At 42.3% G+C, this 13,694-nt stretch carries 10 protein-coding genes, 1 tRNA gene and 1 rRNA gene; 3 read left to right on the plus strand and 9 right to left on the minus strand.

Features of this window, described 5'->3' with window-relative positions; all coding sequences use genetic code 11:
- Positions 1–205, minus strand: a 16S ribosomal RNA gene (locus ACROAE_RS13070); the annotation flags it as partial.
- A gap of 937 nt (positions 206–1,142) precedes the next feature.
- On the minus strand, positions 1,143–1,991 hold the full coding sequence (pssA, locus tag ACROAE_RS13075) for a CDP-diacylglycerol--serine O-phosphatidyltransferase (RefSeq protein ID WP_432402420.1): 849 nt from the start codon (positions 1,989–1,991) through the stop codon (positions 1,143–1,145).
- A 97-nt stretch (positions 1,992–2,088) separates the two neighbouring features.
- Here pssA and ACROAE_RS13080 point away from each other — a divergent pair, with 97 nt between their 5' ends.
- On the plus strand, positions 2,089–2,529 hold the full coding sequence (locus ACROAE_RS13080) for a DUF4124 domain-containing protein (RefSeq protein WP_432402422.1): 441 nt from the start codon (positions 2,089–2,091) through the stop codon (positions 2,527–2,529).
- Positions 2,530–2,612: 83 nt separating this feature from the next.
- On the opposite strand, the gene clpB is transcribed toward ACROAE_RS13080, so the two are convergent.
- The 3 genes from clpB to rluD all read right to left on the minus strand — a co-directional run bounded on the left by clpB (position 2,613) and on the right by rluD (position 7,065).
- Positions 2,613–5,186, minus strand: coding sequence for an ATP-dependent chaperone ClpB (gene clpB / locus ACROAE_RS13085; protein ID WP_432402424.1), 2,574 nt, complete (start codon positions 5,184–5,186; stop codon positions 2,613–2,615).
- 152 nt (positions 5,187–5,338) lie between these two features.
- On the minus strand, positions 5,339–6,091 hold the full coding sequence (pgeF, locus tag ACROAE_RS13090; protein ID WP_432402426.1) for a peptidoglycan editing factor PgeF: 753 nt from the start codon (positions 6,089–6,091) through the stop codon (positions 5,339–5,341).
- Complete coding sequence (gene rluD / locus ACROAE_RS13095) at positions 6,091–7,065, minus strand: 23S rRNA pseudouridine(1911/1915/1917) synthase RluD (protein ID WP_432402428.1); 975 nt, start codon at positions 7,063–7,065, stop codon at positions 6,091–6,093. Before rluD ends, pgeF begins: the two co-directional genes overlap by 1 nt.
- A 123-nt stretch (positions 7,066–7,188) precedes the next feature.
- Here rluD and ACROAE_RS13100 point away from each other — a divergent pair, with 123 nt between their 5' ends.
- Complete coding sequence (locus tag ACROAE_RS13100; protein ID WP_432402430.1) at positions 7,189–7,950, plus strand: outer membrane protein assembly factor BamD; 762 nt, start codon at positions 7,189–7,191, stop codon at positions 7,948–7,950.
- A 304-nt stretch (positions 7,951–8,254) separates the two neighbouring features.
- Positions 8,255–8,330, plus strand: a tRNA-Phe gene (locus ACROAE_RS13105).
- Between the two features lie 104 nt (positions 8,331–8,434).
- Here the strand turns inward: ACROAE_RS13105 and recJ are convergent.
- The 4 genes from recJ to brnQ all read right to left on the minus strand — a co-directional run bounded on the left by recJ (position 8,435) and on the right by brnQ (position 13,534).
- Complete coding sequence (recJ, locus tag ACROAE_RS13110) at positions 8,435–10,159, minus strand: single-stranded-DNA-specific exonuclease RecJ (RefSeq protein ID WP_432402432.1); 1,725 nt, start codon at positions 10,157–10,159, stop codon at positions 8,435–8,437.
- Between the two features lie 180 nt (positions 10,160–10,339).
- Positions 10,340–11,068 (minus strand): bifunctional protein-disulfide isomerase/oxidoreductase DsbC, encoded by a 729-nt coding sequence (dsbC, locus tag ACROAE_RS13115; protein WP_432402434.1) that lies wholly within the window; start codon positions 11,066–11,068, stop codon positions 10,340–10,342.
- A gap of 132 nt (positions 11,069–11,200) precedes the next feature.
- Positions 11,201–12,106, minus strand: coding sequence for a site-specific tyrosine recombinase XerD (gene xerD / locus ACROAE_RS13120; RefSeq protein ID WP_432402436.1), 906 nt, complete (start codon positions 12,104–12,106; stop codon positions 11,201–11,203).
- 117 nt (positions 12,107–12,223) lie between these two features.
- The gene (brnQ, locus tag ACROAE_RS13125) at positions 12,224–13,534 is read right to left on the minus strand and encodes a branched-chain amino acid transport system II carrier protein (RefSeq protein WP_432402627.1); all 1,311 of its coding nucleotides are present in this window, start codon (positions 13,532–13,534) and stop codon (positions 12,224–12,226) included.
- Positions 13,535–13,694: the final 160 nt, after the last annotated feature.

Genomic DNA, 13,694 nt, shown 5'->3' on the forward strand with positions numbered 1-13,694 from the left:
CCCTCCTTTCCCCCGTAGGGCGTATGCGGTATTAGCAGTCGTTTCCAACTGTTATCCCCCTCGACTGGGCAGATCCCTAGGCATTACTCACCCGTCCGCCGCTCGTCAGCAAAGTAAGCAAGCTTACCCTCTGTTACCGCTCGACTTGCATGTGTTAGGCCTGCCGCCAGCGTTCAATCTGAGCCATGATCAAACTCTTCAATTAAAGTTTTTTGAGACAAAGTCTCGGCTCAATGAATTCTGATTTCATTTTATAAACTCGGAAGAATCTATAAAACGTTTGTACATATTACTATGAACACTCATCATCGCATTGAGTTTAAATTTTTTGATTGCCTACATTCCGAAGAACAAGAAGACAATTTCGAATAACTCAATACCTGTGAATGTCCACACAGATTTCTTGTTTAGATTGTTAAAGAGCGTACTAATACCAAAAGAATCAATCTTTCGCTTAGTGGCCGTTGACGCTAGGTCGTTGGCTTGGGCTGCGTATTCTACGCTTTCCCGTCTCGGCGTCAAGTGTTTTTTCAAACTTTCTTTTCGCCTTGAACTCAGTGTTTTGAAGCACTTCATTCAACCTAACCCGGTGACCGCTTTCGCTGTCTGCCGTGTCAGTGGATGCGCATTATAGGCACCATGAGATTTAGTGCAACCCCTTTTTTGGCTATTTTATTGAAAAAGGGTTTAAGCGAACACTAATCAAACAAAAGCGTGTATATCCGGTTAAAAAGCCAACATAACAGCCAGTATTCTTATCTAGATATGCTTTTCTTGTTGTTGTATTGCCTAGGTTTCGCTGATGAAAGGTTTGCGGTTTAATTATTGATGCGCCGTTAATATGCACCTTTGATTAACTGCGGGCTTCGCTCAGTACAACTAACTCTGCCTCCATTGCGCGGTTATTTGTATAAGCATGAGTGAGGTTTGCTCCAATTGGCATCATGTTTATACACTCTCAATAGTACAAAGCTGTTTATCGCGATGAGTAAAAAGCTATTTTAAGCGGGATTAACGATAATACTGCGAGAGGATGGTAAAACGTTTGAGACCCTAGGGTTTGTGACAGGCGATGAATAGCGCTTTTTGTTAAGCGCTATTCATCGTCAAGATAAAACAACGTTACTGTTATGGGTAAGTGGCTATTCAGCTTTACCTTTAGTCGATGTTGATTCATTGTTGTTGACGTCGCCTTCGTCTACAGTGTCTCGTAACTGCTCATCTTTATTACTGCTTGCGATTGTGTCACCAAGAACGTGTTCTACTTTTAACTTTTTAATGGTTTTAATCGTAATAAATGGCCCTGACAGTGCGTATAGATAAAAGCTTAAACACAAGATAATTGCAGGTTCGACTGATATCACGACAAAAATGCCCACCAGCAATAGCATTACAATAAAATTAACTTTACCACGCCAGTCTACTTCTTTGAATGAATGATACCTAAAGTTACTCACCATCAATAACCCGGCGAATGCTGTGATGAAAGCGGCGATATAGCTAATATCGGTTGGATCGACTTCATATTTACTGCCGCTCCAGATACTTCCTGCAATTAATGCTGCAGCAGCTGGACTTGCAAGCCCTTGGAAATAGCGTTTATCAGCGACACCCACTTGAGTGTTAAAACGAGCTAATCTTAATGCTGCACATGCACAATAGATAAATGCAGCGAGCCAACCTATTTTACCTAAATCTTGCAAAGCCCAGTTATACACGAGTATCGCAGGAGCCATACCAAAAGACACCATATCTGCCATGCTGTCGTATTCTGCACCGAAATCACTTTGTGTATTGGTGAGTCTTGCAACTCTTCCGTCGAGTCCATCACAGATCATTGCAATAAAGATTGCTATTGCTGCTAATTCAAAGTGACTATTCATGGAAGCTATCACCGCATAGAAGCCAGAAAACAGGCCTGCAGTGGTAAATAAGTTAGGTAATAAGTAAATACCTTTATTTTTTGCTGTTTGATTTGATGAATTTTGCATACACTTTAAACAATATCTTTTAGATGTTGGATTTATATTCAAGATAGCATATTTTGAATCAATCAAGCATAGCGTCAATTTAGCCTTGGGAACTCACATGGGAATTTTTCGTTTAGTTACTAGTTTAGCCGTACTCGCGTTTAGCTGTTCTTTGTACTCCGCCACTATATATACCTGGGTAGATAAAGCAGGCGTAGTACATTACAGCCAACAACCGCCAAAAGATGTCGATGCCAAGAAAATTTTCACTGAAGATATGGAACCGGCAAAAATAGGGACAAGTACACCTCAGAGAAAAACGGAACAAAAGCCTGAGGAGTCTGAACTAGCCAAGTCTGCAAAAATCATTAATGAAAAAGACAAACAACAAGCTAATGATATTTGTGAGAGTGCTAAGCACAGCTTAAATGTACTAAAAACGCACACAGATTTAAGCCAACAAAACAAAGAAACCGGTGACACTTCAAAGTTAACCGAAGAGCAAAGACAAGCAGCGATAGCTGAAAACACAGAACGAGTTAAATTGTTTTGTAAGTAACCTAAAATGTTGAACGTTAGAAAATCAAAAGGGAGCGCAAGCTCCCTTTTTGTTTTTACTTTTGTTGCATTTGATATTAGTGATTATTGCTCAAACACTAACTGACCATTAACCACATCAACGTTAATCATCTTACCTGGCAACAATTGACCCCGAAGTAATTTTTGCGCTAATGGGTTTTCGACTTCCTGCTGCAATGCACGTTTTAATGGACGCGCACCATAAACAGGATCAAAGCCCGCTTCAGCAATGAATGACAGTGCGGCATCGGTTAATTGGATATCAAACTCTTTTTCCACTAAACGTTTGCGCAGTAGTTCAAGTTGAATACTGGCAATATGCTTAATATTGTCTGCATCTAATGGATGGAACACCACAGATTCATCGACACGGTTTAAAAACTCAGGACGGAAGTTTTGCATTACCACTTCCATTACGCTCTGCTTCATTTCATCATAAGTGGCTCGACCAAAGCTTTCTTGAATTCTGTCGGAGCCTAAGTTAGATGTCATGATGATAACGGTGTTTTTAAAATCAACCGTACGACCCTGTCCATCCGTTAATCGTCCGTCATCTAACACTTGAAGCAGGATGTTAAACACATCTGGATGTGCTTTTTCAACTTCATCAAGCAAAATAACCGAATAAGGTTTACGACGAACAGCTTCTGTTAAATACCCGCCCTCTTCATAACCAACATATCCGGGAGGTGCACCCACTAGGCGTGACACGGTATGTTTTTCCATGAATTCAGACATGTCGATGCGCACCAATGCTGATTCAGTATCAAACAAAAACTTAGCTAACGATTTACATAACTCGGTTTTACCGACCCCGGTTGGACCGAGGAATAAAAATGAACCTATTGGACGTTGTGGATCTGCAAGCCCAGCACGACTTCGACGAATTGCATTAGACACTGCATCGACAGCTTCATTTTGGCCGATAACACGTTCATGCAATGCGTCTTCCATGTGCAATAATTTTTCTCGCTCGCCTTCAAGCATTTTTGATACCGGAATACCGGTTGCTTTTGAGAGCACTTCAGCAATTTCAACGTCAGTGACTTTATTACGCAGTAAAGTCATGTCTTGCATTTCAGCTTGTGAGGCTAAATCAAGCTGCTTTTCAAGCTCAGGGATCCGTCCATATTGCAATTCAGACATACGAGTTAAATCACCTGCACGTCGAGCAACTTCCAGATCCATTCGAGCCTGTTCAAGATCGGCTTTAATATGTTGAGTTCCTGCTAATGCCGCTTTTTCGGTATGCCAGATCTCATTCATCTCAGCAGCATTGATTTCGACTTCTTTCAACTCATGTTGTAAAAAATCTAGACGCTTGCGGCTGGCTTCATCAGACTCTTTACTGAGTGCTTGCTCTTCCAATTTAAGTTGAATCGCACGGCGTTCTAATCGGTCAAGCGCTTCGGGCTTAGAATCTATCTGCATTCTAATACTTGAAGCCGCTTCATCAATTAAGTCGATTGCTTTGTCGGGCAATTTTCTATCAGAAATATAACGATGTGACATCGTCGCTGCAGCAACAATGGCAGGATCGGTAATTTCCACATGATGATGCAATTCATAACGCTCTTTTAATCCACGTAAAATGGCAATCGTGTCTTCAACGCTAGGCTCATCGACAATCACTTTTTGAAAACGACGCTCTAGTGCGGCATCTTTCTCAATATATTGGCGGTATTCATCGAGTGTGGTTGCGCCGACACAATGTAAATCGCCACGTGCTAAGGCAGGTTTTAACATATTGCCCGCATCCATTGCGCCCTCGCCTTTACCGGCGCCGACCATAGTATGCAGTTCATCAATAAAGAGGATGACTTGACCTTCTTCTTGAGACAATTCATTTAATACCGCTTTTAAGCGCTCTTCGAACTCACCGCGATATTTAGCTCCCGCAATTAACGAGCCCATGTCTAATGATAAAACACGTTTGTTTTTAATCCCTTCAGGGACTTCGCCATTCACAATACGCTGTGCTAATCCTTCAACTATCGCGGTTTTACCAACACCAGGCTCACCAATTAACACCGGATTATTTTTCGTGCGGCGTTGCAGAACTTGAATTGTGCGGCGAATCTCTTCGTCACGGCCAATCACAGGATCTAACTTTCCTTGCTCGGCTCGCTCGGTTAAATCAACGGTAAACTTTTTCAACGCTTGGCGTTGATCTTCTGCGTTAGGATCATCCACTTTTTGGCCGCCGCGCATGTCTTCAATGGTTTTTTCCATTAATTCTTTGCTCGCACCAGAATCTTTTAGCGCTTTTGACAGCGCATCGTTTCCTTCTAATGCCGCTAACACAAATAGCTCTGATGAAATGTATTTGTCTTTACGTTTTTGCGCCAGCTTGTCGCACAAGTTAAGTAAGCGGATTAATCCTTGAGATAATTGAACATCTCCGCCTGTGCCATCTACCTGAGGAAAACGTTCTAATTCTTGAGTAACGGCAGAACGAAGCGCGCTAACGCGGATCCCTGCTTGCGTTAACAGTGGATGAATTGAGCCAGAATCTTGATTTAATAGCGCCATCATTAAGTGAATGGGTTCGATAAATTGGTGATCGCGCCCCAAAGCTAATGACTGGGCATCAGAAATGGCAATTTGAAACTTATTAGTCATACGATCGAGTCTCATATAACCTCCTAGGATCTGATACTTATTGAGTGGGAAATTAATTCAGAAATGAATAATCTGTTAACTTAAAGATGGGGGCAATTAATGTGATTTCAAGCTTAAAACTTAATCTAGATCAATAAATCGTTTGTTTTTTAAACTTAAACGCATTGTTAAGATTTTAGCCAAATAAACGAAGCCATACGGCCGGTTTGTTGATCACGACGATACGAAAAATAGTTAGGGTCGTTAAAAGTACACACATTAGCATTGAATACTTGCGACACACCCATTTGCGATAAACGTAGCGTTGCAAGACCAGCCAAATCAGCAAGGTACTTATTATGGTGAAGCATAAAGTATTGCGAAGCTTGAGGGTGTTTTTGCATAAAAGCATCACGCACTTCCGCGCCTACTTCAAAAGCATCTGGTCCAATTGCTGGGCCAAGATAAGCGATTAATTCCGCCCGGGGGGAATTAAATAAAGCAACCGTTTGCTCAATGACACCAGCGAAAAGGCCGCGCCACCCAGCATGCACAGCTGCAACTTCAGTACCTTGTTTATTGCATAACAACACAGGTAAACAATCTGCTGTCATGACGACACAAACATCACCCACTTTATTACTGTAACTTGCATCTGCTTTGATCGGTGAAAGACTTGTCGAATCGATTAACGATTCATTTCGTGCTCGATGCGGCATATTCACCACATCAACACCATGTACTTGGTCAAGCCACAACGGCTCGGTCGGTAACGCTAGTTGTTGGCATAACGCAGCACGGTTAGCTAAAACATGTTGATGATTATCACCAACATGCAACCCTAAATTTAAACTGTCGAATGGCGGTAAACTATAACCGCCATGTCGATCAGTCATCGCAATTGCGACATTATCGGGTAAGGACCAATCGTGCTTAAGCACTATAAATACTCGATAGGATTTAACAGAGTATCTTCACGCAATGCTTTTGTTAGCTCAACCATGTCATCAGGGATCGGCGCATGCCAAGTCATGATTTCACAGGTAAATGGATGAGCCAGTTCTAAACGTACTGCATGCAACGCCTGGCGGTTAAAGTTTTTGAGTAGATCAAAAAACTCCGGGCTGGCATTTTTAGGGGGTCTTGGACGACCGCCGTATACTGGGTCGCCAACTAAAACATGACCAATATGTGCCATGTGCACACGAATTTGATGAGTACGACCGGTTTCAAGACGCAAACGTAAACGAGTATGAGCACGGAATTTTTCAGCAACACGGTAATGTGTCACCGAAGGACGACCACCATGAATTACCGCCATTTGTGTCCGTCTTGTCGCATGACGTTCAATGGGCTCATCTACCGTGCCACCCGCCGTCATCGTGCCAAGAACCACTGCCTCATATTCACGTACGATATCGCGCGCTTGCAATGCTGCAACCAAATGAGTTTGTGCTTCAACCGTTTTAGCCACAACCATCAAACCTGTTGTGTCTTTGTCTAAACGATGGACAATACCGGCTCTTGGTACATGTTCAATATCGGGGCAATGATGCAATAACGCATTCATTAATGTGCCGTCGGCATTACCCGCACCAGGGTGAACAACTAAACCCGCTTGCTTATTTACAACAAGAATATGATCGTCTTCATAAATAATATTTAAGTCGATATCTTGCGCCTTAGCACGCACTTCTTCTTCAAGTGTGGCTGCAACTTCTATCAACTGAGACTCGAAAACCTTTTCCCGTGGCTTGTCGACTGTGATACCGTCAACAGTAATTGCACCAGATAGGATCCATTCCTTGATGCGTGTGCGCGAGTAGTCAGGGAACAAACCAGCTAATGCTTGGTCTAATCTCAGACCGGTTTGTGTTGCTGTTATCTCGCTTTTTAGATTAATCTCTTGTGTCATAGGAACCGTACCCCAGTTTAGGGGTCCAAAGTGAATGTGCTATCTGTTACAATCGGATGTTTTCTATTTTACCGTGAAATGGAAAAATTCTTAACAACAACTTAAAAAGAATTGAATTCAAGTATGTATAAATTTGCCCAAGGTGCCGCCCTAGTATTACTTTCACTGGCTTTAACAGCCTGTAGTAGCAGTCCAGAAGAAGATGAATTTGCAAAAAAAGCATCTCCTGATCAGCTCTATACTCAAGCAAGAACATCAATGGAATTAGGGAATTACTCTAAAGCCGTGCGTTCGCTTGAAGCGTTAGATTCTCGTTATCCGTTTGGCCCGCACAAAACTCAAGTTCAATTAGACTTGATTTATGCGTATTACAAAATGGACGACGCTGCCTCAGGAATTGCTAACATTGATCGCTTTTTACGCCTCAATCCAACGCATCCCAATATTGATTACGTGCATTATATGCGTGGTTTGACCAATATGCAGGCAGATAATTATTTATTTCACGATTTAATGAATATCGATCGTACCGATCGCGACCCTAAAAATGCTCAAGATGCATTTAAAGATTTTGATCGCTTGATTAAATCTTACCCAAACAGTAAGTATGCGGCCGATGCACAGCATCGCATGCAGTTTCTGAAAAACCGTTTAGCGCAGTATTCTATTCAGGTCGCGGAGTATTATATCAAAATGAACGCATGGAGTGCAGCTGCAGTGCGTGCGCAAAACGTAATGGAAAAATTCCCTGGTACACCCGCAACAGAGCGTGCATTAGAAATTATGTCTGAAGCATATGGTGAATTAGGCCAAGAGAAGTTACAACAACACATTAAAATGGTGATGAGAACTAACTTCCCAAACAATGAAATGTTAACGAACTAATCGAAGTTAACCTTAACATTGAATACTAAAACGCTCTTAGGAGCGTTTTTTTATGTCTGTAACGACATTGCCTTTGTCATAATCTATTCAGAACATCTCGTAAAACAGTCATTTTTATTCCAATGACGATAAATGCTTCAACAAAATATATTTGAATCGTGGAAAATTTTTTTCGTGATTCATACCACACAATGGATAAATTAACGCCGATACGGGCAAAATACGTTCAAACGAATCAATTTTTAAGATAAATAGTAAAAACCAGTTGACTCAACAGGTCAAAACCCTTTAAATTGCGTCCGTCGCCCGAATAGCTCAGTCGGTAGAGCAGAGGATTGAAAATCCTCGTGTCCCTGGTTCGATTCCGGGTTCGGGCACCATATATACATTGGTGGCTAACGCGACTAATAAAAGATTACAAAAAAGCCTCGCATTGCGAGGCTTTTTTGTTTTTAGCGATTAATGTTATACCAGTACAACCCAATTACATTGGTTCGATATAATCCACCATCAACTGCACTGTCTGGTTACCACGAAACTCATTCACATCAAGCTTATAAACAACCCTTGCCTGCTGGATCGTTGCATCTGGCCAAATGGCTAAATCGATATTAAACGCAATACCATCGAGCATTAAGGTGCCACATGGCGTTTCAAGCAGTAATTTTAAATGCTTCTCACCCACAATACGTTGCTGAACCACTCTGAAAACACCATCAAATAACGGCTCTTCAAATGATTGCCCCCAAGGGCCAGCATTACGTAATACAAATGCTGTATCTAAGCTCATCAGCTCTACAGCTAACTCACCATCAGACAATAGCTCACCGGTTAACTGCTCATAATCTAAAATATCTCGCACGGCATTATCATACGCTTGCTTAAACAGCTCAAATGCATCGGCTTTAAGCGATAAACCTGCCGCCATAGCATGACCACCAAACTTAATGATCATTCCTGGGTGCTGGCTATTGATGCGTTCAAGTAAATCACGCATGTGTAAGCCTTTAATTGAGCGAGCCGACCCTTTAATTTCACCTTCACCAGCATCGGCAAATGCAATCACAGGACGATGGTAGCGGTCTTTAATCCGTGATGCCAAAATACCAATCACACCTTGGTGCCAATCTTCTTGAAATATCGCAATGCCCCACGGTAAATCATCTTCATTAAGCGACACATTCTGTAAACTCTTAAGCGCCTCTTGTTGCATGCCGGTTTCCAGTTCACGGCGCTCTTGGTTTAAACCATCAAGCTCTGCAGCCATTCTTCTGGCTCGCATGATGTCATCACATAATAGCGTTTCCACCCCTAAGGCCATTTCATCTAAGCGCCCTGCAGCATTCAAACGGGGGCCAACAGCAAAGCCAAAGTCAGCTGCCACCATTTTTTCAGGACTGCGTTTGGCCACCTCAAGTAACGCAGTGATCCCCACACGACAACGGCCACTTCTTACCCGCTGTAAACCCGCATTCACCAATATACGGTTATTGGCATCTAGCGACACCACATCAGCAACGGTGCCCAACGCAACTATGTCTAATAGTGTGCCTAAATTGGGCTCAGCAATATGATGTTGTTGATACCAATTGCGTTGTCGTAACTCTGCCCGCAATGCCGACATTAAGTAAAAGGCCACACCGACACCAGCTATAGACTTACTGGCAAACTCACACCCTGGTTGATTAGGATTCACTATCACATCAGCATTAGGCAGTGTTTTACCCGGTAGGTGATGATCGGTTACCACCACCTGCATGCCAAGCAACTTAGCCGCAGCAACACCTTCAATGGATGAAATACCGTTATCCACAGTAATGAGCATATCTGCTGCTTTTGAATAGGCCACAGCAACAATCTCAGGACTTAGGCCGTAACCATAATCAAACCGATTAGGGATTAAATAATCGACTTTTTTAGCGCCCATCATCCTTAACGCCAACATACATACGCTAGTAGATGTTGCACCGTCGGCATCAAAGTCACCGACAATTAATATCGACTTCTCGGCCGCGATGGCATCAGCAATTAACACTGCTGCCTCAGACAAGCCTTTCATGGTTTCAGGACGAAGTAACTTCGTTAACACTAATTCGCAGTCTGCCTCTGTTACACCACGACGAGCATAAAGTTGCTTTAAAAAGGGGGGTAATGCTGAAGGTAAATGCGAATCATCAACCTGAGGACGACGGACTATTTTGTGTGACAAAGAGACAACCTTATTCGAACAATGAGTCAATCAGATCAGTTTTTAATATGATAATTAATAATAAAATCACGGCTTAGCTTGTCTGACTCACTGACATAAATTGAATTAAAATGAATAACAAAAAGGTGAGCCTAAGCTCACCTTTAATTTTACGCGGTTAATAACGGCATGACGATAGAATTAAAGACTTGCTTCAATGGTTCGTAACAAGTCAGCAGGTGATTGATAACCTGGCACCATAGTTCCGTTTTCTAACACCAGCGCAGGAGTACCATTAATACCAAACGACTGGCCTAACTGATACTGCTTTGTAATATCGATATCACAGCTTGCTGCTTTAACATTGCCACCATTTTTGGCTTCTGTCATCGCTTTAAGCGGATCTTTTGCACACCAGACCGCTTGCATTTCATCAGCGTTTGCAGAGGGTACACCCGCACGCGGATAAGCTAAATAACGAACGGTAATCCCTAAATCGTTATACCCTTGCATTTGGTTGTGTAACTTACGGCAATAGCCGCAATCAACGTCTGTAAATACGGTAATAACATGTTTTTCATCTTTGGCTTTGTAGACCAACATGTCTTTTTCAAATGGTTTAAGCATTTCTAAACGCGGACCGGCTAATGCAGCCTCGGTTAAGTTTTTCATGCCCTGCTCTAAGTCGTACAAGTTTCCATGAAATAGCTTAGTGCCATCTTTAGTCACATAAAGCACGCCACGGTCGGTCAACACTTGATAAAGACCGTCGACAGGAGAAGATTGGATCAGCGAAACATTCACACCCAAGGTGTCGGTCAGTTTCTGCTTTAAAGCAGATTCGTTTGGTACATCAGTTGCGGGTGCAGCAGACACAATAGGTGCAATAACAATACTGACAGCGAGGGCAAATGCTTTGGTTAACTTCATGATAATTCCTAAATTACACGGGTTCAAAATGTATAGACCCGACTTCGTAAGCAAAACTTACAGATTTAATTAAATGAACGCAACAAATACTCAAAATCTTAAATGTAAGGATTTGAAACCTCACAAGGACAGCTAACCACGGGGATGATGCTGACTATGCAGTTGCTGCAATCGCACTTTAGCCACGTGAGTATAAATTTGCGTCGTTGATAAATCACTGTGACCGAGCAGTAACTGTACCACACGTAAGTCGGCACCATGATTCAATAGATGAGTAGCAAATGCATGGCGCAATGTGTGTGGCGACAAATGACACGAAATCCCAGCCCGAGAAGCATAAAGCTTAATACGATGCCAAAAGGTTTGCCGCGTCATCATTTGCCCACGCCGAGATGGAAACACCACATCAGATTGCTTCATATGTAATAATTCGCCCCGAGCAAAACGCATATACTGCTCAACTTCTGCTACCGCTAACTCTCCCAGTGGCACTAAACGCTCTTTGCCCCCTTTTCCAACCACCCTAACTAACCCTTGGCGTAAACTAATTTGCTCCATTGTTAAGCTTACCAATTCGGTTACCCGTAAACCGGTGGCATAGAGCAGTTCTAACATCGCTTTATCACGGCATTCGATTGGGTCGTCACTGTTAGGCTCTGCCAGTAAACTGTCGATTTGAGCTTCTGACAAAGAATCGGGTAATTGACGCGCTAATTTGGGAGATTTGATAAGCGCGGTAGGATCTTCACTGATCAACGCCTTAACCAACAAATAACCGTAAAATCGACGAACACTACTTAACATTCTTGCGGTGCTACTTTTAGCAAAATTTTGTTCAAACCGTGCCGTTAAATAGTCGCGCAACAAGCCTTGGTCGACAGTTAATAAATCAACACCTTGAGCTAACACGAAGCGCTCAACATGTTGTAAGTCAGTTCGGTATGAAGCCAAGGTATTGTCACTTAACCCTTTGGTTGACCAAAGGTCATCTAAAAATTGGTTAATTAACGGATTGGGCTGATATGCAGGTTTAACCAAAATAAAATCTCAAACTGGGTAAAAAAAACGACGTTAGATAAAATATCATAACGTCGTCTTATTGTTTGCCTTTATTCACTTACAGTGTGAACGTTGGCCCATGGCTGTCGCTAAATTTTACGCAGTGGCAGTATTGTTTTTAGGTAAAAATAAACACACTAAAGCTGTTAGTGCTGTAGGTAATAACCACGCCATGCCTTCTTTATGCAATGGCATAAAATCTAGGAAACTCATGTCCATACCGGCAGTTTGTAAGCCGTCAAATATACCAAAAAATAGCGCCACACTTAAAATAACCCGATGCGAAAACGCAGGACGAGCAAAACGCTCCGTTAAAAATGTTACCAATACGAGGGCAATCGCCACCGGGTAGATGGTCATTAATACCGGAATACTGATACTGATTAATTGCACCAAACCAACGTTTGCAACAGTGGCACAAATTGCGCTTAAAACGACGACTAACAGTTTATATGACAAGCTAGGCATGAGTTCATTGAAAAATTCAGAACATGCTGTTACTAAACCTACCGCGGTGGTTAAACAAGCCAAAGTCACCACAATCGACAACATTAACGAGCCGATACTGCCAAAATGATGGGTAACATAGTTTGTTAATATTTGACCGCCGTTATCAGCACCAATCGCAAAATCACCCGCTGAGGCACCAAGATAAAATAGAGATACATAAACAAAAGCCAAACCACCTGCGGCAATAAAAGCGGCTCTGACTAGGTATTTCGTTTGATCCGCCGCGTCGTTAACGCCTTTTTTACGCAGCAAATCAATAATCAACATACCAAACATCAACGATGCCAGGGTATCCATGGTGTTATAACCTTCAATAATCCCTTTGGTGAGTGGGCTATTGATGTATTCGCCAACCGGTTGATTAACTTCAAATCCCGGCAAAATAATCACTGAACTGGCTAAACTGACTAATAACAAAATCAAAATAGGTGTCAGCACCTTACCGACATTATCCAGTAACTTACCTGGAAATAACGACAAGACCATCACGATAGAGAAGAACACTAAGGTGTAGATAAGTTGGGCGATATTAAACTCTTTACCACCTAACATCATGAGTGCATCAGGATTGGAGATAAATGGTCTGGCACCAATTTCAAATGCAACCAAACCCGTACGCGGGGCAGCAAATGCAGGGCCAATAATGATGTAAATCGCAATGGCTAATGTTGTGGCGGCAAAGGTTGGCAATAACGCCATCACTTTACCGTTGGCTTTTGCTACGGCAATCAAACCAATCAGTGGCATACCCACCGCGGTAATCAAAAAACCGAGCATGGCAAACGACATATTCTCGCCTGCTAGCATTCCTGCGAAGGGAGGAAAAATTAAGTTACCTGCGCCTAAAAAAAACGCAAAGGTCATAAACCCTAACCCTAGCGTATCGGTAAAACTCATCTTGGTTGTTTGCACTACTCGCCTCTTTTTATTGTTATGTTTTTTAACAAACCTAATTGATTATGCGTTAATTAGCTACTCCCGAGCGGAATGCCACTCAGATTTGTAAAGTTAAAAATACACTTTTAAATAGTAAAATCTGCTTTAACAATGACCAAAA

Origin of the sequence: Shewanella sp. MF05960 (assembly GCF_050849305.1) — a bacterium.
Lineage (GTDB): Bacteria > Pseudomonadota > Gammaproteobacteria > Enterobacterales > Shewanellaceae > Shewanella.